Genomic DNA, 17,731 nt, shown 5'->3' with positions numbered 1-17,731 from the left:
GCGAGCCCGGGGCAGCAACTCGGTGAGTGGCCCTGCGGTCAGTCCGAGACGGTCCAGGAGTTCGGCCCGCCGCTCGGGCGGTCGTCCATGCCGGTCGCCTCGCTGAGTTCCTCGTCCTCCTCCGTCCGCAGTGCCAGCAACAGCGCCTCGTCGACGACACGCCCCTGCTTCTCCAGACGCAGGGCGCGGTCCGCGCAGGGCAGTGCCGCCATCAGCAACAGGGCGTCACGGAGGCTGGCGCCGATGAGTCCCGCGGAGCCCTCGGAGTCGGCGAGCAGTACCGGCCGGTCCTCTCCGCCGCCGGTGCCACAGAGGAAGTAGGTGCCGCCTCCGGCGTCCTTGGCGATCGCCTCCAACGGCTCGCCCGAGGCCAGCCGCACCGGCTCCACGTGGGTGATCGGCCCGTAGCGCGCGACGTCGGCGTCGAAGTCGAAGAGCATCGCGGCCAGTTCCGCCGCCCGTGGATCGTCGCGGAACAGTCCGAGCAGGCCGGAGGAGGGGAGAGAGGACGTCATGCCAGAAACCGTAGGGCACACGTTGCTCACACCGTCCGGCGGGCGATCAGCGCCGCGGAGCCGTCGAACCGAGCTTGCTGCGCGCGGCGTTCGCCGAGGCCGACCACATCTACGGGGACCTCGACACGTACGTACGGGAAGGACTGCGGCCCGACGCGAGGACCGTCGCCGCGCGGCGCGCCAAGCTGCTCACCGGCTGACGCGCGGGCCCGCTCCATCGGCGTCCCGGCGAGCGTAGGACGCGAGGCGGTCGGCGAGCGCGGTGACGAGGTCGCGCAGTTCATCGGGGCGCTCGATGACGAAGGGCCGGTCGAGCGCGGCGAGCAGCGGAGGCAGCCAGTCGAGCCGCTCCGCGCGCAGCTCGACGCGCCGCCAGCGCTCGACGGTCCGGTCCTGGTCCGCCGCGGGTTCGTCCTCCTCCAGGCTCGCGACGGAGGCGGGCAGGCGGGCGCGGATCTGCTCGACCGTCCCGTGGATGCGCAGGGCCACCTCGTGCCGGTACTCGGCCGTGGCGAACGCCGACAGCAGGCGCTGGGCCGGATCGGGGTCCGTGGGCGCCTCGAACGAGCCGGGCAGGGTCCGCGCGTCCGCGATGCGGTCGAGCCGGAAGGTGCGGTCCTCGCCGATGTCGGGGTCCTTGCCCGTGACGTACCACCGGCCGGAATGGGAGACGATCCCGTACGCGTGCAGGGTGCGTTCGCTGCGCCGTCCGTCGCGGTCGGCGTAGCGGATCGAGACCGGCCGGCGGTGGCGTACGGCGTCGGCGACGGCGAGCAGGACCCCGGTCTCCGGGGCGGCGGACTCGCCGGGCTGTTCGGTGAAGGCGAGGGAGTCCAGGAGGGCGTCGAGGCGGCGGGCGATGTGCTTGGGCAGCACGCGCCGGATCTTCGCCGACGCCGTCTCGTTCGCCGTGCGCTGCGCCGTCGTCAGCCCGGCCCGTCGCCCGGCGACCAGGCCGAGCAGCACGGCCAGTGCCTCCTCGTCGCTGAGCATGAGCGGAGGCAGCCGGTACCCGGGAGACAGCCGGTACCCGCCGTAGCGGCCGCGCACCGATTCCACGGGCACGTCCAGGTCGATCAGCTGGTCCACGTACCGCCGCACGGTGCGCCCCTCGACGCCGAGCCGGCCGGCGAGCTCGGCCACCGTGCGGGTGCCGCCCGACTGCAGCAGTTCCAGGAGCGTCAGCACGCGGGCCGTGGGTCGGGACATGGACACAACCTAACGCGAATACCGGACCTGTACCGGACCGATTCTGTCCACTATTACTCCTAGCCTGTGCACTGCACGTCATCAGCACAGCCACAGTGCAACCGCACAGCAGCACAGCAGCACAGCCAAGGAGATCCCCATGGAGTTCGTCTCGATCCGCATCATCACCGGCGACGTGGCGCGTCTCGTCGCGTTCTACGAGCGGGCCACGGGGGCGCGGGCGGCGTGGGCCACGGACGAGTTCGCCGAACTGCGGACGGCGGCGGGCGCCACTCTCGCCATCGCCGGTACCGCCACCGTTCCGCTGTTCGCCCCGGGCTCCGCCCGCCCGGCGGACAACCACAGCGTGATCACCGAGTTCCTCGTCGACGACGTGGACCGCGTGCACCAGGACCTGACGGGCTACGTCACCGACTTCGTCGCCGGGCCGACCACGATGCCCTGGGGCAACCGATCGCTCCTGCTCCGCGACCCCGACGGCAACCTGGTCAACTTCTTCACCCCTGTCACCGAGGCGGCCGTCGCGAAGTTCGCGGCGCGATGACGCCAGGCAGCTCGCGCCGCCCTGCCGGCCTACGCGTTCGGCAGGGCGGCCCGGCCGCGGTCCCTGACGGACAGTTCAATGGCGTACGCCGCCTCGGTGAACGCCTCGATCTGCCCGGGTGAAAGATCGCGGACCGAGATCTCCTCCAGGCTGCGCCACATGTCCGCGATGGGCTCCCGCATCGCACGGCCCTTCTCGGTGAGATGGACGATCATCACCCGCCGGTCGTAGGCGGCCGGCTCGCGCACGAGCAGCCCGGCCTCCTGCATGCGGCGCAGGGACTTCGAGACCGTGGAGTGGTCCAGTCCGACGCTGTCCAGGAGTTCGGACTGCGTCTGGCCGTCGCGGTCGAAGAGCTGCATGAGCAGCAGCTCCTGCCCCGGGTGCAGGTTCATCTCGCGGAGCATGGCGGAGGCGTGGGCGCGGTGGGCGCGGGCGAGCTGGAAGACGGCGTAGCTGAGGCGCCCGTCGCGCGCCGTGCCGGGGACCCTGGACGCCGGGTCTGTCATCGTGCTCCTTCCGCGCCGCCACGGGCGGGATAGTCGGTGTAGCCGCCTGCGCCGCCCCCGTAGAAGGTGGCCGGATCGGGGGTGTTCAGCGGCGCTCCCGAGCGTATCCGGTCGACGAGGTCGGGGTTGGCCAGGGCCGTCGCGCCGACGGTGACGACATCGGCGAGGCCGTCCGCGACGTCCTTGACCCGTGCGTCGAGCTCGGCGCCGGCGCGGTTGAGGACCAGCGTCCCCGGCCACAGCGACCGCAGGGCGCGCAACAGCTCTTCGTCGCCTGTGTGCATCAGGTGCAGATAGGCCAGGTCCAGGGAAGCGAGGGCACGTACCAGCGCCGGGTACAGCTCGTGGGTGTCGTCCTCGCGGATGTCGTTGTACGCGTTGCCGGGGGACAGGCGGATGCCGGTGCGGTCGGCGCCGATCTCGTCGGCGATCGCGGAGGCCACGTCGACGGCGAAGCGGATGCGGTGGGCGACGGAGCCGCCGTAGCGGTCGGTGCGTTCGTTGGCGTTGCCGGACAGGAACTGGTGGACGAGGTAACCGTTGGCGCCGTGGATCTCCACGCCGTCGGCGCCCGCCTCGACGGCGTACGCGGCGGCGCGGCGGAAGTCGTCGACGGTGGCGGTGACTTCATCGGTGGACAGTGCGCGTGGCTCGGGCATCTCCTGCGGGCCGGCAGCGGTGTACATCAGGCCCGCGGGCCTGACCGCGGAGGGAGCCACCGGCCGCCGGGCGTGCGGGGTGTTGTCCGGGTGGGCGATCCGCCCGGTGTGCATCAACTGGACGACGATTCGGCCACCGGCTGCGTGCACGGCGTCCGCGACCTTGCGCCAGCCGGACACCTGCTCGGGAGAGTGGATGCCGGGGGTGAGCGAGTATCCCTGTCCGTCGGGGGAGGGCTGGGTGCCCTCGGTGATGATCAGCGCCATCGAGGCGCGCTGGGCGTAGTACTCGGCGTTCAGTTCGGTCGGCACGCCCTCGGGGGTGGACCGGCTGCGGGTCATCGGTGCCATGGCGAGCCGGTGCGGCAGCCGGATGCTCCCGGCGCGGACGGGCTGCCACAAGGCGTCCAGGGCGTCGATGTCGTTGTTGGGCACGTTCTTTCCTCTGTACGGGGGAGCTGGAGGGGGAAGGGGGAAGGGGTACGGGTACGGGGGTGCGGGGCGTGCGGTGAAGTTCAGTCGACGGTGAGGACGAGCTTTCCGCGGCTGTGCCCGGCGTCGCTGGCCTGCTGCGCCTTGGCGGCGTCGGAGAGCGGGTGGATCGCGCCGACCGTGGTCACCAGGGCGCCGTCCGCGGCCTGCTGGGCGAGTTCGGCGAGCCGGGAGGCGGAGCGGCGCTGGGGTCCTTCGGAGAAGACGACGCCCAGTTCGCGGGCGCGGAAGTCGGCGGTGGTGACGATCCGGCCGGTGCCGCCGCGCAGGGTGATGGAGTCCTCCAGGGCGCCCTTGCCCGCGGCGTCGAGCACGGCGTCGATGCCGTTCGGGGCGAGGGCGCGGACCCGCTCGACGAGGCTGTCGCCGTAGACGAGCGCGGTGGCGCCGAGGGAGGCGACGTACTTTTGGTTGGCCGGTCCGGCGGTGCCGATGACGCGGGCGCCGCGGGCGACGGCGAGCTGGACCGCGATGGTGCCGAGCGCGCCGGAGGCACCGTGGACGAGCAGGGTCTCGCCCGCCTTGACGTCGAGGATGTCCAGGGCGCGGTCGGCGCCGTCACTCGCCACCGGCAGGGCGGCGGCGTGCGTCCAGTCGAGCCCGGCCGGCTTGAGCGCGAGGACGGTCGCGTCGGCCAGTGCGTACTGGGCGTAGGAGCCGGTGTCGGACCAGCCGAGGACGGCGTCGCCGACCTTGAGATGGTCGACACCGGCACCGACGGCGTCGACGACACCGGCGATCTCGCCGCCTGGAACGGCGGGCAGAGTGGTGGGGAAGACGGCCTCCATGGCGCCGGAACGGATCTTGCCGTCCACCGGGTTGACGCCGACCGCGCGGACGCGGACACGGATCTGGCCGGGGCCGGGCTGCGGTATCTCCAGCTCCGTCTCGTGCAGGACTTCGGTGCCGCCGAACGTGTCGAAAACGATGGCCTTCATGGCTGCTGTCTCCTTCTGAGCCGGTCGCCGACCCGGTTATGTGGCCGGACACATAAAACGTAGCAGCCGTTGAGTGGCTAGCCAAGTATTTTCTCGTGGCTAGCCAAGTTTCGATGTGGGTGGCGTCCAGCGCTGGGTGCGCGGCACGGTGGCGCTGACGCCGAAGTCCTTCTTGAGCTGCTCGGGAATGGCGTAGTGCATGACCCGGCCGCGGGTCAGGGAGGACAGCTCGAGGACGGTGGTGAGGTGGCCGATGCGGTCCAGGGCCCAGGCGCCGAAGGGGGAGCGGTCCTCGATGCTCTCCAGGACGCCGAGCAGGCTCGGGACGGCCCGGGTCACCCGGTCCCAGGCGGTGCGCGGCACCTGGAGCCAGTCGGCACACGTGTCTCCGATCAGATATCGGATCAGGGCGGAGACGATCGGGTCGAAAAAGGTGCCGGGGACGACCTCCTCATAGAGGTCGATCAACTGCCGTGTGAGGTGGGCGCCTTCGTCGGACGGGCCCATGTGGCGCAGCATGTACAGGTCGAGGAAGGCCCGCGCTTCCTCCAGCGTCCTGGGCACGGCGTCCTGGTCCACGCCGAGGATCGCGCCGACCACGCGCCAGGCGTAGTAGTAGGCCTCGGCGCCCTCCGTGGACATGTGGATGTTCAGCCGGTGCAGGCTGTCGAGGACGAGCAGGGAGAAGAACATCTGGCCGCCGATCATGTCCTCCTGGTTGATCGGCGTCCCGAGCGTCCGGGTGTCCCACCGGTCCTCGCGTTCGAGGTGGTGGCGGATCGACGCGTGCAGCAGGCGCACCTTCTGCGCGGCTGGGATGAAGCGGCTGCCTGCCTCGAACGCGTCGGGCTGCATCAGGTAGACCGTGAACTGTCCGGTCTCCGCCATCCGCCGCGAGGGGTAGTCGAGGCCGTGCGTCGTGGAGAGCAGTCCGGCGACGTGCGGGACGACGTAACAGGCGGGCATGGAGGCGAAGGACAGCGCCGTGGAGATGTGCACGTTGTTGTCGATGAAGAACAGCCTCGCCTTCTCCATCTCCGTCCAGTCCACCCAGAACGGCGGGGTGCCGGTCGTGTGGAGGTACTCGCGTGCGACGTCGGGCAGCCCGTCCGGCAGGGGAGCGCCGGCCGTGGAGACGTAGCGCATCAGGGTGTTGAACTTGCCCACCTCCCCTCGCTCGAAGAGGGTCGCCACGACGGCGTCGGCGAGTTCGTCGCCGGCCAGGCGCAGGGCGTTCATGGAAGCTTCGGTGTAGGTCATGTCGGACGTTTCCTCGGATCAGTGATCGGGATGAGTGGTCGGGATGAGTGGTCGCGGGCAGCGGGCAGCGGGCGGTGATCTGAGGGCGGTGATCAGAGGGCAGAGGGCGGCGATCAGGGGGCGGCGATCAGAGGGCAGAGGGCGGCGATCAGCGGTCGCGGCCAGGAAGGCGCGTGGTTCAGTGGTCGCGGTCCGTGGCCGTGTACGCGAGGTCGGTCAGGGCGCGACGGGTCTGTGCGGTGACGCCGAGTCCGTCGAGGCGGTGGACGGCCTCGTGCACGCGCGCGGTGATCAGGTCCTCCACCTGTTCCGGGGCCTTGAGTTCGCGCATCAGGGCGCGGACCGTGTGCAGGTCCGCTTCCGTCAGGTCACGACGGCCCAGGATCTCCGCGAGCCGTGCGCGCTGAGCGAGATCGGCGACCTCCCATGCCTTGGCCAGCAAGGTGGTGGGCCGGTGGCCGCGAATGTCGTCGAGGCCCGCCTTGCCCGTGCTGTCGGAGTCGCCGAAGAGGCCGAGCAGGTCGTCACGCAACTGGAACGCCTCTCCCAGCGGCAGCCCGTACGCGGAGAGCCCGACCCGCAGACCGGGGGAGGCGCCCGCGAGCAGGGCACCGATGAGGAGCGGCTGCTCGACGGTGTACTTCGCGGTCTTGTAGCGGACGACCTTCAGCGATGTGCCGGCGTCGGGTGGGGCGCCGGTGCTGAGGATCTCCAGGCATTCGCCCGCGATGAGTTCCCGCGCGAGTTCGGACCATGTGGGGCGCGCCCTGGCCAGGTACGCGGCGGGCAGGCCGCTGGTGGCGAACAGCTGGCCCGCCAACGCCATCAGGTGATCGCCGACCAGCATGGCCAGGGAGCGGGCCGCGGCATGTGCGCGAGGATGGCCGGTGACGGCGGCGCGCAGTGCGATGTGCGCGGTGGGTTGGTTGTGGCGCAGAGGGCTGTCGTCGATGAGGTCGTCGTGGACGATCGCCGCCGCGTGTACCAGATCCATCGAGGCGGCCGCCCGCAGCAGGGCGTCGTTGTCGGGCTGGCCGGCCGCGCGCCAGCCCCAGTAGCAGAAGGCGGCGCGTAAACGTTTGCCGTGGGCGGCCGCCACGCGCAGTTGCTCGGCCACCGGCCCCAACGACGCGTCGATCGCCAGCAGTTGCTCGGCCTCCTCGGACAGAAAGTCCGCGAGGAGGGTGTCGACGCGGTCCTTGAAGCCGCTCCGGTCCCAGCGCTCAGACATCGCTGACATCACTGATATCGCTGACATCACCGATATCACCTGCATCGCCGACATCAATGACATCGCCTGCATCGCCAGCGGACGCCGCTCGTCTCGCTAGGGCCTGTTGGGCCAGCACCTCCAGGTGGGCGGGCGGGACGGTGGCGAAACGGTCCAGGGCGATCCGGCCCCGTGCCATCAGGTCGTGCTGTGCGTCCCGCGCCAGCTCGGGCGCGTCGGACCGGCGCAGCAGTTGCTGGACGGTACCTGCGGCCGAACCGATGGCGCTGACCGCCAGGTCCGCCAGCCCCGCCACGAGTAAGACCGCCCGCCCGTCGGCGCCCTGGCCACGGCCGTCGTCAGTCGTCATGTGAGCCCCCTCCGTACATCCCCGTACTGGTGGTGTCCTTGATCCGCTCGGCTCCCAAGGACACGCGACCGGGCGTGGGCGCGTGGGGCTGTCCGCCGTAAACCACCCCTTCGGCTGATCGGGGGGCGAGCGCTCCTGGTTGACCCGGCGCCGGAGCGAAGGCGTGGACGAAGAACCAGTGATCAAAGTGATCAAAACGGGGGCAGCGCGAGCACCACCAACGGGAACGATCCGAGAGCACCGCACGTGAGCACGGACTCGAACACCTCGCGCACCTTGTACCTCGATGAGTTCGGCCCCCTGCCGCGGCTCGGGGAACGGGCCGTACCCGAGCCGCGCCCCGGACATGAACTGCCGTTCATCTCCGGCACCCAGGGCAGCGGCTACGTCATCGCCTCGGACACGCACCCCGAGGGCGCCCTCGTCCGGCTGCGCCGCGAAGGGCTCGGACTGAGCCGCGAAGGCGCCTGGGCCGAGCACGTGCTCTGAGCAGGACTGCGAGAGGCTTACCTGCGTCCTGCGTCCTGCGTCCTGCCTCTGTCCGCTGCGCGGGATCGCCGGTAACATACCTGCCGATACTTCGTATGTCCTGCTCATGACATCTCGGCATTCGCGCCGGCCTTCGCACCCCCCACGAGGAGTCCGCATGGTGACACGTATCAACCGGCGCACCTTGCTGGCCGCCGGCGCGGGCGCCACCGGTCTGTCCCTGCCCGGCGTCGCCGCGTACGCCGACGACCGTGATGGCGTCACCCGTGTGCGGTTCACCCTGAACGCCCAGGTGCTCGACGGCGGTGAACAAGTCACCTCGATCACCCTCAGGACCGGCCGGCTCGGCCCGATCGACCCCGCTGGCCTGACCCCCCGTACCTTCGACGTGCACGCCAAAGCCACCAGCCCGTTCCCCGTCCCGGCCGGTGAGACCCTTCAGGGCGAGTACGACCTCGACCGCACGGTGACCGCGGTCCGGCTCGACCGCCGCGGCGACATCGTGCTCGAACTCGGCCACGCCGAGGGCCAGGCCGGGGGTGGCACGCTCGGCTACCTCTCGCGCGAGGGCCGCAACGTGCTGCTCGACCTCACCTACACCCTCACTCAGCGCGCCCCGATCCCGTTGCGCAACCACCGATCGGTCGTCATCGAGAAGTTCGTGCAGAATCCTCGGGTGTCGGACCCGGAGGTGGACGCGTTCAGCTCCCACGTCTCCGGCTCGGGCATGAAGTACAGGTTGTACTCGCCCACCGATGCGCACTCCTCCCGACGGAACGGACGACCGCTGGTCGTCTGGCTGCACGGCGGAGGTGAGGGCGCCTCACTGTCGAACGGCTACTACGACAACGAGACCACGCTGCGAGCCAACCGCGGGGCACTGGGCTTCGCCACCCCCGAAGGACAACGCATCTTCGAGGGCGCCTACGTCCTCGCCCCGCAGAGCACCTCCTACTGGATGGAGGACGGCCCCCGCTTCGCCCCTCTCATCCACGAGATCATCAACGACGTCGTGCGCAGGAACCGCATCGACCGCGACCGGATCTATGTCGCCGGCTGCAGCAACGGCGGTTACATGACCATGAAGATGACCACCGTCTATCCCGCGCTTTTCGCCGCCTCCGTACCGATCTGCGGCATCGTCACGGCCTTGGCGGCCGGGAGTGCTCCGCTGCTCCCCGACAGTGAGCTGGCGCGGATCAGTACTCCGACATGGCTCGTCACCTCGGCCGACGACCCCGTCGTGGACGCGCGGGCCAACACCGTGCACGCGCACGACGTGATCCCTGGCTCGCTGATGACGCTCTACGACCACGTCGTCTGGAACGGCTACCAGTACCTCGGCCACTTCTCGTGGATCTACGTCGCGCGGAACGACCCCAGCATCGACGGAACACACATCTGGCAGTGGATGGCCTCCCGGCACCGGCGCTGAGACCCGCCCCGCCGGTGTCAGTGCCGGGGTTCATACTCGGGCCACGGTGCCACCCGGGTACCGCGTCCAGAGGGGAGCGACATGGCCGAGGTACTGGTCTTCCACCACGGGTACGGGCTGACCGCGGGCGTCCGTGAGTTCGGCGGGCGATTGCGAGCGGCCGGACACACGGTCCACGTCCCGGACCTGTTCGAGGGGCAGGTCTTCGACAGTCTCGACGAGGGCATTGCCTATGCGGGAGGCGTCGGGTTCGGCACCATCATCGAACGAGGGACCGCCGCCGCCGAGAAGCTGCCCGCGGGCCTCGTCTACGTGGGGTTCTCACTGGGCGTCCTGGCGGCGCAGAAGCTGGCCCAGACGCGTCCTGGTGCGATGGGCGCGTTGTTGATCGAGGCGTGCGTACCCGTCGCGGAGTTCGGCACCGGCTGGCCGAAGGGCGTACCGGTCCAGGTCCACGGCATGGACGCGGATCCGTTCTTCGCCGGTGAGGGGGATGTGGACGCGGCCCGCGCGCTCGTCGGGACGGCGGCGGACGGCGAGTTGTTCCTCTACCCCGGTGACAAGCATCTGTTCACCGACAGCAGCCTTCCCTCGTACGACGAGAGCGCCGCGACGCGGACCATCCACCGGGTGCTCGAATTCCTCGACCGCGTCAAGTAGTCGGCCCAGTTGATGATGCGCAACGTCGAATCCAGGTTGCCCGGCAACCGGGTGACGAGTGTGTCGTTGGGTCCAGGTCGTCGAAGCCGGGGGCCTCGCTCCGGACCACCTTGAGTTCGGTCACCGCCTGATGGGCGTTGTCCGTGCTGAGGCACCCAGTCGGCTGAGGGAGCCCGCCGCCGGGGGCTGGGCGGTGCGCTCAGCGGCGGTCTGGTCTTCTCCGCGCTCACCAACACCTGCGCCATGGCCAAAGCCCTCGCCAAGCTCCCCCACAACAAGCCCAAAAGCGCCGACCTGGACGCCACCCTCGCCGCGCTGACCGGCTGACATCCAGGCCGTGGCGGCCAGGTAAGGGCCACCCGTCCGCCGACGAGCTTCGAGTGGCAGGCCGAACCATTACGCCCGAAGGCAGCATACGGACGCCCCCGGCCGAAGCCGGGGGCGTCAGGTGCACGAGACCTCAGTGCTGGTCCGTGCCGCCGCCGCTGCCGTAGCTGCGGCGGGCGGCGTCAGCGGCCTTGTCGGTCTGCGCGTCGTACTTGTCGCCCGTACGTTCGTCGATGACGCGCTCGGCGCTCTCGACGCCCTTGTCGGCCTGGTCCGGATGGCCCTTGGCCATCTGCTTGGCCTTGTTCGCGACATCGCCCAGCTTGCCCATGGTGAAAACCTCCCACGTTCGTACGTGCGTTGTGCTTGATCCCAGGTACCCAGGTTTCCGAGAGGAATCCTCACTTCCACTTCTTTTCGGAACCGTGTCACCTGAAAGCTGTCTCCGACGTCAGCAGCCGACGCAGTACCTCGGTCCGCCGTGGGTCAGCCGATGCGCTGGATCGGCGGGCAGCCGGTCCAGGTCCGCCCACGTGAGCTGCTCGCCGCCCACGACCCAGTAGGCATAGCCCGATGCCGACACCTTGCCGTTCGGCTTGCGGACCGAAGACGTCCTGACCAGCGGGGCGCCCTGGGATCTCGCCGCCGCGATCCACTTCCAGGTCAATCAACGTGCGGCGGGCAACGGCTCGTTGATGCGAGCCACGACCTCCGCGGTCTACTTCGCCGCCGCCGGCCGGGAAGCCACCATGGACGCGGCCCGCCGCATCGCCGCCCTCACCCACGGGGACCGCGCGGCCTGGGAGGGCACCGCGATCTTCCACGCGCTCATCCGCGTCACGCTCGACGACACCGACCCCCGGGCCGCGCTCCCGGACATCCTCGCGCTCGTCCCTCCCGATCACCGCGCCCGCTACGCCGCCGTCCTCGCCCCCGACTGGCACCCCGGCCGGGCGACCGAGTTCAACGGTGCTGTCTGGCCCTGCCTGGGCTCCGCCGTCTGGGCGCTGCGCACGACCACCGGCTTCGAGGAGGCGCTGCGCGCGGCGATCGACTGCGGCGGTGACACGGACACCGTCGCCGCAGTGACGGGAGGGCTCGCCGGGGCCCGCTACGGGCTGGATGCCATCCCGGTCCGATGGACCCAGCCGCTTCACGTGCCCCTACCGGGCTCCGGCGGACAGGTACTGCACCTGACAGACCTGCTTCACCTCGCACACCGCCTCCAGGAGGAGGGATACCGGCGAGACGGGCACGGCAGCCCGGGCGGTGGGGGTTGAGCAGACCGTCCCGTCCCCCCGACAGAGGTCTGCGGACATGTGTGTCACGCCGGGGGCGCCGCCAACGCCGCCCGCGCCAGATCACGCAGCCACATGTGCGCGGGGTCGGTGTCGTAACGCTGATGCCATGACAGGTACACCGCGGCCGACGGCAGTTCGAGCGGCAGGGGGAGCAGGGCCAGGCCGAGAGCCGCGGCCGTCGCACGCGTCGTCGATTCGGGCGCTGTGACGAGCAGGTCGGAGCCGCGTACGAACTCGAACGCGGTCCCTTCGGTGGGCGCGGTCGCCACGACCCGCCGAGTGAGGCCGAGCCGCGCGAGAGCGTCGTCGAGGGCGTTGCCGAGCCGTCCGCGCCGCGAGACGGTGATGTGTTCGGCCGCGGCGTACCGCGCGGCGGTGACGGCCTCGACCCGGGTGAGCGGGTGCCCCTCCCGTACGACGATGACGTGCCGGGTCTCAGTCACTCGCTCGGCGCGGATGTCGGGGGCGGCCGGGCGGTTCGCGTTCGCCTCCAGGTCGACCTCGCCGCGCCGCAGATCGGGGGTGTCGACGCTCGATTCCGCGACGAAACGCAGCCGGGCCCCCGGTGCCTGCGCGCGGACGGCCGCGAGGAGCGCGGGGCCGCCGAGGGCGACGAGTGCGTCGTGCCAGCGGAGCGTGAAGGTGCGCTCGAGCGTCGCGAGGTCGAGTTCGCGGCTCGGTGCCAGGACGCCCTGGACCTGTTGCAGCAGTGTGTGCACCTGCTCCCGGACGGCGATCGCGTACGGGGTCGGGGTCATCGTGCGCCCGGTGCGCACCAGGATCTGATCCCCCGTCGTGCGCCGGATCCGGCCGAGGCTGCGACTCATCGCGGGGGCGGTGACGTGCAGACGTGCGGCGGCTCCGGCCACGCTGCCTTCCTCCAGGAGCGCGTCGAGCGCGGCGAGCAGGTTCAGATCCAGTTGCATGGGAGTCATGTTAGGCGTGCTTTACATGCACTTGTAGTTAATGCTGCGCCCTTCTACCTTCGAGTTGCGGGTGCGGAAGAAGCACGGTCTTCGTCGCTCGGCCCGCCTCATCACCCCTCCTCACCTGGGAGTTCCGCCATGCCCGAATCGACGCAGGTCCCCCTCGAAGAAGCCGCTGTCTCCGGCTCCGCGTCCGACGCCGATCTGCTGGCGCAGACCGCGAGCGCCGTACGCGCGGCCGCTTCGGTGCTGCGGGAGCGGTTCGGCGACGTCGTCCGCCACGAGACCCGCGAAGAGCTGATGCGCGCGCTCGCGGCCAACGACGAGGCGGCTCTCGACGTCCTGCGCCCCCGCCTCGCCTCCCTGCGCCCGGACGCCCGCTTCGTCGAGGACGAGCTGGCGGGCGGGGCCCTGCCGCCCGGCGAATGGTGGGTCCTGGATCCGGCCGAGGGGAATGTCAACCACCTGCACGCGCTGCCCGAGTGGGCGGTGACCGCGACCCTCGTGCGTGACAACCAGCCGGTGTTCACCGCGGTCCACCTGCCGTTGACCGGTGAGACCTACACCGCCCTCGCCGGTGGCGGCGCCCGGCTCGACGGCCGCCCGCTGCACGTGTCCGCGACCACGGACCTCGGCCTGAGCCTCGTGGCCACGAGCCAGGCCAGGCCGGACGAGGACGAGGAGATCGTGCGGCGTGTCGGCTCCTCGATCACCGCGATGCTCCTCGACGCGCTCGTGGTGCGGACCTCCGTACCCGCCACCCTGCACCTGCTGAACGTCGCCGCCGGCCGGATCGACGCCTTCTGGCAGTTCGCCGGGGCCCGCGCGGACCTGCTCCCAGGGGCGCTGCTCGTCACCGAGGCGGGCGGGCGGACATCCGACGCCGAGGGCCGCCCCTGGACCCCGGAGAGCGACAGCTTCCTCGCCGCGGCGCCCGGCGTGCACGCCGAAGCCGTCGCCACGCTCTCCCGCTGACGCCCACGCCCACCGCGAACACACACAGAAAAGGACCAGCCACCATGACCCAGATCGCCGTTCTCGGAAGCGGCCGCGTCGGCGGCAACCTCGCCCAAGCCCTGACCCGGGCCGGGCACGAGGTGACCGTGGCGGACCGCTCACCAGGCTCTGCCTCCGCCGCGGCCCTGGCGGCACAGATCGTCATCAACGCCACGCCGGGCGCCGGTTCGCTGGAGCGGCTCATCGCCCTGCGCCAGGAACTGCGCGGCAAGATCCTCGTGGACGTCTCCAACGCCACCCTCGACGGACCCGACGGACTGCCGGCCGACCTGCTCCACCCCGGCTCGAGCCTCGCGGAGCAACTCCAGGAAGCGCTCCCCGACACTCACGTCGTCAAGACACTCAACACGATGCTCTACACGGTGATGACCGATCCCGCCGCGCTCACCCAGCCGCCGACCGCCTTCCTCTCCGGCGCGAATGCGGAGGCGAAGCAGACCGTACGAGGGCTGCTCGCCGACCTGGGCTGGCGGCAGGAGTGGATCACGGACCTCGGCGGGACCGAGACCGCGCGGGCCACCGAGGCCGCGGTTCTGTTCGTACCCCACGTGATCCGGTCCAGCGGATTCGCACCCTTCGCGGTCTCTATCGCCCGCTGATCGGCCGTTGATCGCCCGTTGATCGCCGCAGCGGTTCATCGGTGACCTATGGGCGGGTCACCGAGCTTTCCGGCCGACAAGCGGGCGCAGGTGCTCCGCCGTCGGGGATGAACCCGGCGACGGACCTCGCCCCGGCCCCGTTCACGTCATCGCGCCGCGGCGCTCCGATGCGCGACCTGCGCCGCGCAGTAGTCCCGCACCCGCGCGTACTGCCGCGCCGGATCCCCGTAGTAAGACCACGGCGTCGTACCCGCGTACCCGTCCGCCGCGCGGAACTGCTCCAGAGCCTCCTCGTACCGGTTCTGCCAGTACAGGAAGTGGCCGAGCATGTGGCGGGCCGGCGGGATGCGCCGGTCGTGCGGGTGCTGGGCGTGCGCCGCCGCAACGTCCGCGAGCGCCGCGTCCGTCGCCGCGACGATGTGCGGCTGCTGGTAGTACGTGCCCGGGTTCAGCGTCTCGTCCGTGATCTCGTACTCGAAGTACGCGTCCAGGACGATCGTGGTCAGGAGCTGCCCTGGAGCACCCTTCGCCGCGGCCGCCCTGCCGAACTTCTCCGCCGCCTCGTGCGAACCCCGCCACTTCGCGCACCAGTACTGCAGCGCCGAGTGGTGCGCGCCCACGTGGTACGGGTCCCGCCGCTCCACCTCGGCCCAGACCGCCTCGAACGCCTCGTGGTCGTAACCGAGCCCCATCGCCAGCGGCAGCTCCGCGATGAACGGGCACGGGTCGTCGCCCGCCAGGGCCTGCGCCGCGGTGAACGCCTCACGGGCCTGCGCGAGGATGCGGTGGAATCCGGCGAACTGTTCCCGGGTCGTGGCCCCGGCGAGGCCGCCGCCGCGGACAGCCCACGCCAGGTCGACCAGCGACCGGGCGTTCACGAGCGCCGCCCCGGGGTCGTCGCGCCGCGCGGTACGCCAGGCGAGCAGCCAGCCGTCGTCCTCCACGGCCTCCGCGGCGAGGGCGTTGGAGCGGCGGCTTCGCTCCGCCCAGTCACGGCCCGCTTCCTCCAGATACGCGGCCCCGGCCTCCCAGTTCCCCGCTCGTACAGCCGACTTGACCTGCTCGAGCCGTGGGTCGGGGGCCATCGCCGCGGCCCCGTCGACCTCCTCGGCCGGTACGAGGCCGAACTGCCGCGCCGCCGCGGCGAGTCGCTTGTCGCTGAAGGAGCCGACGCGGTTCGGGTCCGTGCCGCGCCGGTTGCGGAAGAGGCCCATCAGATCGTCTCCCGCTCACGGCCGCCGTCCGCCGGGCCGGCCGGGACCAGGTGCAGCAGCTCCCGCAGCGCGCTGGTGTCCGGCACGTCCGCGACCGCCGCGTCCAGGGCGCGGGCCAGCTGCTCCTCGGAGGCGTCGTGCAGCCGCAGCAGCGCCGAGTCCGTCCAGGACAGCTCGAAGTGCGCGCCGCCGCGGGCGATCAGCTCGGCGACGGTCAGGTCGCGGAGCAGACCGTGCAGCCGGGGGCGGACGAACTCCCGGGCCGCCCGGCCCTTCGCTGCCGCCGCCTGCGCGGACTTGGGCAGCCGGTCCGCAACCTGCCACAGCGCACCGCCGTCGATCGCCGCGAGCACCGAATCGAACGAGCCGTCCGCGCCGGTCACCTCGCGCACCGCCTTGCGAAGCGGCTGCGCGGCACCGCCGGCGTACGTCGTCATCGACTCGTGCACGAGCTGCCCCCAGTCCGCGGTGCGCCGCATCTTGAGCGCCTCCGGCGTGAGCGCCACCTGCTCAAGAGCGGCGAACGCGGCGGCCGGGTGGTCGAGCAGGCCGAGCGCGGGCCCGGCCGCGCCCGCCGCGCGACCGTCGTCGGGGAGCCGCTCGACGCGGGCCACCCGGTCGGCGATCGGCGGGTGCGTGTCGTACGCGGAACGCTCCTCGCGCGGCAACCCGCGGCGCAGCTCGTCCAGTTCGGCCGAGCGCGCCTCCAGAAGGCGGTGCAGGCCGCCGTAGACCTCGCCCTGCGGCGGCAGCAGGCCCGCGTTCGCGCCGAGGCTCGCGTACGACTGCATGTAGAAGTCGAAAGCGGCGTCCAGGACCGGGACCTCCCGCAGTGCGGACGCCGTCGCGGCGCGGCCCGCGATCCGGGCGGCGGCCAGGTCGGCGGCGTACTCCTGGCGACGCATCGTGCCCCGCATGGAACGCACGTAGAACTTGCCGTACCAGAGGAAGGGTTTGGCGGCGAGGCGGTAACTCCGCCCCGCGGAACCAGTGTTGACCTCGCGTGCCGCCTTGCCCTTGGCGACGCGGCGCGCCTCCTTCTCCTCGCCCTTCGTCCGCTCGTCCTCCACCTTGGCCGCCGAGCGCCGCATCAGCGTGGAGACGGTGTGGGACATCTGCTCGAAGCCGCGCCGGTTGATGGCGCCGAGCCGGGTGTCGGAGTTGGAGTAGTGGCCGAACTCGTGGGCCAGTACGGAGATGAGCTGGGCCTCGTCGAGACCGCTCAGCAGAGGCAGGCCGACCAGCAGCACCCGCCGGCCCCTCAACAGACCGAGCAGTCGCGCCTCCTCGTAGACGGCGGCGTTCACGGCGGGCACCAGATAGATCTCGTCCGGCGCGCGGGTGCCCGTCTGCTCGGCGAGCCGGCGCACGGCCGCCCACAGCCGCGGCTCCTGGTGCTCGTCGACCCGCAGACCGTCGGCCGGCGGCTCGAACCGCGGGCCGCGCAGCGCGAACATGCCCTGCATGATCGGCACGGCGACGACCAGGGTGAGGAAGATGATCTTCAGCCCGGCGAGGCCGTGGAGCCCGTCCTCGACCAGCAACCAGTCCACCAGGCCCAGACCGCCGAGCATCACAAGCCCGACCACATAGAAGCCGAGCAGCAGCAGAAGAGCGCGCACGGCGCGCAGAGCAGAGCCCATCGGGCGGTTCCCCCCACGGGAAAAGAGCCGGCTTCACGAGGCGAGCCGAGCCGCGAACGGCAGAACGGCAGACCTCAGGAAGGGAAGGCAGGAGACAGCACAAATAGATGTGGGGGGAACGGAAGTATGACACAGGGTCAGTGATACGGCGAGCGGCTGTTCGCAGGGGTGGTTCCGGGCGGAGATGCCCCGGCGTCAGTCGCCGCGGGCGGCGTCACCGGTGCTGGTCGCGCCGGTGTCGGGGTAGCGGACCCGCATGGTGGGACTGGTGGAGGGGCCGGCGGCGAACACGTAGGCGCGGCTGTCGTCGAGTCGGCGGCCTGTCCGGGCATCGACCACCACGGGTTCGACCGCCTCGCCGCTCGTGGTGTCGACGAGAATCATGCTGCGCCGCTCGGGAGTGAGGCGGGCGGC

At 71.2% G+C, this 17,731-nt stretch carries 18 protein-coding genes and 4 pseudogenes; 9 read left to right on the top strand and 13 right to left on the bottom strand.

Annotation, left to right across the window (positions count from 1 at the left end):
* Positions 1-38: 38 nt before the first annotated feature.
* Positions 39-515 carry a hypothetical protein gene (locus ACH4RC_RS14630; protein WP_398199876.1) on the bottom strand — a complete coding sequence of 159 codons (477 nt, stop codon included), beginning with the start codon at positions 513-515 and terminating at the stop codon, positions 39-41.
* Positions 516-589: 74 nt separating this feature from the next.
* On the opposite strand from ACH4RC_RS14630, the gene ACH4RC_RS14625 reads away from it, so the two are divergent.
* Entirely contained in the window at positions 590-715 is a 126-nt protein-coding gene (locus tag ACH4RC_RS14625; protein WP_398199873.1) for a hypothetical protein, read from the top strand.
* On the opposite strand, the gene ACH4RC_RS14620 is transcribed toward ACH4RC_RS14625, so the two are convergent.
* Positions 705-1,724, bottom strand: a complete 1,020-nt coding sequence (locus ACH4RC_RS14620) for a helix-turn-helix transcriptional regulator (RefSeq protein WP_398199870.1) — start codon at positions 1,722-1,724, stop codon at positions 705-707. The two genes, ACH4RC_RS14625 and ACH4RC_RS14620, sit on opposite strands and share 11 nt — an antisense overlap.
* Before the next feature lie 139 nt (positions 1,725-1,863).
* On the opposite strand from ACH4RC_RS14620, the gene ACH4RC_RS14615 reads away from it, so the two are divergent.
* Positions 1,864-2,268 carry a VOC family protein gene (locus ACH4RC_RS14615; RefSeq protein ID WP_398199867.1) on the top strand — a complete coding sequence of 135 codons (405 nt, stop codon included), beginning with the start codon at positions 1,864-1,866 and terminating at the stop codon, positions 2,266-2,268.
* Between the two features lie 29 nt (positions 2,269-2,297).
* Here ACH4RC_RS14615 and ACH4RC_RS14610 read toward each other — a convergent pair whose 3' ends face one another.
* From ACH4RC_RS14610 to ACH4RC_RS14585, 6 genes are all read right to left on the bottom strand, one after another.
* Entirely contained in the window at positions 2,298-2,777 is a 480-nt protein-coding gene (locus ACH4RC_RS14610; RefSeq protein ID WP_398199865.1) for a MarR family winged helix-turn-helix transcriptional regulator, read from the bottom strand.
* Positions 2,774-3,871, bottom strand: a complete 1,098-nt coding sequence (locus ACH4RC_RS14605) for an alkene reductase (protein ID WP_398199862.1) — start codon at positions 3,869-3,871, stop codon at positions 2,774-2,776. Before ACH4RC_RS14605 ends, ACH4RC_RS14610 begins: the two co-directional genes overlap by 4 nt.
* 80 nt (positions 3,872-3,951) lie before the next feature.
* Positions 3,952-4,866, bottom strand: a complete 915-nt coding sequence (locus ACH4RC_RS14600) for an NADP-dependent oxidoreductase (RefSeq protein ID WP_398199860.1) — start codon at positions 4,864-4,866, stop codon at positions 3,952-3,954.
* A gap of 99 nt (positions 4,867-4,965) precedes the next feature.
* The gene (locus ACH4RC_RS14595) at positions 4,966-6,126 is read right to left on the bottom strand and encodes an oxygenase MpaB family protein (protein ID WP_398199857.1); all 1,161 of its coding nucleotides are present in this window, start codon (positions 6,124-6,126) and stop codon (positions 4,966-4,968) included.
* A 178-nt stretch (positions 6,127-6,304) separates the two neighbouring features.
* A complete protein-coding gene (locus ACH4RC_RS14590; RefSeq protein ID WP_398199854.1) occupies positions 6,305-7,357 on the bottom strand; it encodes a polyprenyl synthetase family protein in 1,053 nt (350 codons plus the stop codon).
* Positions 7,350-7,706: a polyprenyl synthetase gene (locus ACH4RC_RS14585; RefSeq protein WP_398199851.1), complete on the bottom strand. Its 357-nt coding sequence runs from the start codon at positions 7,704-7,706 to the stop codon at positions 7,350-7,352. Before ACH4RC_RS14585 ends, ACH4RC_RS14590 begins: the two co-directional genes overlap by 8 nt.
* Positions 7,707-7,952: 246 nt before the next feature.
* Here ACH4RC_RS14585 and ACH4RC_RS14580 point away from each other — a divergent pair, with 246 nt between their 5' ends.
* The 4 genes and pseudogenes from ACH4RC_RS14580 to ACH4RC_RS14565 all read left to right on the top strand — a co-directional run.
* Positions 7,953-8,195: a hypothetical protein gene (locus ACH4RC_RS14580; protein WP_398199849.1), complete on the top strand. Its 243-nt coding sequence runs from the start codon at positions 7,953-7,955 to the stop codon at positions 8,193-8,195.
* Between the two features lie 157 nt (positions 8,196-8,352).
* Positions 8,353-9,630, top strand: a complete 1,278-nt coding sequence (locus ACH4RC_RS14575) for a prolyl oligopeptidase family serine peptidase (protein WP_398199847.1) — start codon at positions 8,353-8,355, stop codon at positions 9,628-9,630.
* A gap of 69 nt (positions 9,631-9,699) precedes the next feature.
* A pseudogene (locus ACH4RC_RS14570) lies at positions 9,700-10,290 on the top strand (dienelactone hydrolase family protein); the annotation flags it as partial.
* 201 nt (positions 10,291-10,491) lie between these two features.
* Positions 10,492-10,617 (top strand): annotated as a pseudogene (locus tag ACH4RC_RS14565) (transporter); the annotation flags it as partial.
* A gap of 133 nt (positions 10,618-10,750) precedes the next feature.
* Here ACH4RC_RS14565 and ACH4RC_RS14560 read toward each other — a convergent pair.
* The gene (locus ACH4RC_RS14560; RefSeq protein ID WP_398199844.1) at positions 10,751-10,948 is read right to left on the bottom strand and encodes an antitoxin; all 198 of its coding nucleotides are present in this window, start codon (positions 10,946-10,948) and stop codon (positions 10,751-10,753) included.
* A 262-nt stretch (positions 10,949-11,210) separates the two neighbouring features.
* On the opposite strand from ACH4RC_RS14560, the pseudogene ACH4RC_RS14555 reads away from it, so the two are divergent.
* Positions 11,211-11,897, top strand: a pseudogene (locus ACH4RC_RS14555) (ADP-ribosylglycohydrolase family protein); the annotation flags it as partial.
* A 44-nt stretch (positions 11,898-11,941) separates the two neighbouring features.
* Here ACH4RC_RS14555 and ACH4RC_RS14550 read toward each other — a convergent pair.
* Positions 11,942-12,844: a LysR family transcriptional regulator gene (locus tag ACH4RC_RS14550; protein ID WP_398199841.1), complete on the bottom strand. Its 903-nt coding sequence runs from the start codon at positions 12,842-12,844 to the stop codon at positions 11,942-11,944.
* Positions 12,845-12,982: 138 nt separating this feature from the next.
* Here ACH4RC_RS14550 and ACH4RC_RS14545 point away from each other — a divergent pair, with 138 nt between their 5' ends.
* Complete coding sequence (locus ACH4RC_RS14545; RefSeq protein WP_398199839.1) at positions 12,983-13,819, top strand: inositol monophosphatase family protein; 837 nt, start codon at positions 12,983-12,985, stop codon at positions 13,817-13,819.
* 44 nt (positions 13,820-13,863) lie between these two features.
* Entirely contained in the window at positions 13,864-14,460 is a 597-nt protein-coding gene (locus ACH4RC_RS14540; protein WP_398199836.1) for an NADPH-dependent F420 reductase, read from the top strand.
* A gap of 146 nt (positions 14,461-14,606) precedes the next feature.
* Here ACH4RC_RS14540 and ACH4RC_RS14535 read toward each other — a convergent pair whose 3' ends face one another.
* From ACH4RC_RS14535 to ACH4RC_RS14525, 3 genes and pseudogenes are all read right to left on the bottom strand, one after another.
* Positions 14,607-15,674: a hypothetical protein gene (locus ACH4RC_RS14535; protein WP_398199833.1), complete on the bottom strand. Its 1,068-nt coding sequence runs from the start codon at positions 15,672-15,674 to the stop codon at positions 14,607-14,609.
* Positions 15,674-17,317 (bottom strand): M48 family metallopeptidase, encoded by a 1,644-nt coding sequence (locus ACH4RC_RS14530; protein ID WP_398199831.1) that lies wholly within the window; start codon positions 17,315-17,317, stop codon positions 15,674-15,676. Before ACH4RC_RS14530 ends, ACH4RC_RS14535 begins: the two co-directional genes overlap by 1 nt.
* A gap of 195 nt (positions 17,318-17,512) precedes the next feature.
* Positions 17,513-17,728, bottom strand: a pseudogene (locus ACH4RC_RS14525) (transcriptional regulator); the annotation flags it as partial.
* Between the last annotated feature and the right edge of the window lie 3 nt (positions 17,729-17,731).

It is taken from the genome of Streptomyces sp. NPDC016845 (assembly GCF_044332585.1).
Lineage (GTDB): Bacteria > Actinomycetota > Actinomycetes > Streptomycetales > Streptomycetaceae > Streptomyces.
Note: the sequence above shows the minus strand (reverse complement) of the source record. Positions and strands in the feature narration are given on the sequence as shown.

Coding starts and splice junctions, on each gene's coding strand:
- ACH4RC_RS14630 (WP_398199876.1), bottom strand. CDS start 515: ATGACGTCCTCTCTCCCCTCCTCCGGCCTGCTCGGACTGTTCCGCGAC.
- ACH4RC_RS14620 (WP_398199870.1), bottom strand. CDS start 1,724: ATGTCCCGACCCACGGCCCGCGTGCTGACGCTCCTGGAACTGCTGCAG.
- ACH4RC_RS14615 (WP_398199867.1), top strand. CDS start 1,864: ATGGAGTTCGTCTCGATCCGCATCATCACCGGCGACGTGGCGCGTCTC.
- ACH4RC_RS14610 (WP_398199865.1), bottom strand. CDS start 2,777: ATGACAGACCCGGCGTCCAGGGTCCCCGGCACGGCGCGCGACGGGCGC.
- ACH4RC_RS14600 (WP_398199860.1), bottom strand. CDS start 4,866: ATGAAGGCCATCGTTTTCGACACGTTCGGCGGCACCGAAGTCCTGCAC.
- ACH4RC_RS14595 (WP_398199857.1), bottom strand. CDS start 6,126: ATGACCTACACCGAAGCTTCCATGAACGCCCTGCGCCTGGCCGGCGAC.
- ACH4RC_RS14590 (WP_398199854.1), bottom strand. CDS start 7,357: ATGTCTGAGCGCTGGGACCGGAGCGGCTTCAAGGACCGCGTCGACACC.
- ACH4RC_RS14585 (WP_398199851.1), bottom strand. CDS start 7,706: ATGACGACTGACGACGGCCGTGGCCAGGGCGCCGACGGGCGGGCGGTC.
- ACH4RC_RS14575 (WP_398199847.1), top strand. CDS start 8,353: ATGGTGACACGTATCAACCGGCGCACCTTGCTGGCCGCCGGCGCGGGC.
- ACH4RC_RS14560 (WP_398199844.1), bottom strand. CDS start 10,948: ATGGGCAAGCTGGGCGATGTCGCGAACAAGGCCAAGCAGATGGCCAAG.
- ACH4RC_RS14550 (WP_398199841.1), bottom strand. CDS start 12,844: ATGCAACTGGATCTGAACCTGCTCGCCGCGCTCGACGCGCTCCTGGAG.
- ACH4RC_RS14545 (WP_398199839.1), top strand. CDS start 12,983: ATGCCCGAATCGACGCAGGTCCCCCTCGAAGAAGCCGCTGTCTCCGGC.
- ACH4RC_RS14540 (WP_398199836.1), top strand. CDS start 13,864: ATGACCCAGATCGCCGTTCTCGGAAGCGGCCGCGTCGGCGGCAACCTC.
- ACH4RC_RS14535 (WP_398199833.1), bottom strand. CDS start 15,674: ATGGGCCTCTTCCGCAACCGGCGCGGCACGGACCCGAACCGCGTCGGC.
- ACH4RC_RS14530 (WP_398199831.1), bottom strand. CDS start 17,317: ATGGGCTCTGCTCTGCGCGCCGTGCGCGCTCTTCTGCTGCTGCTCGGC.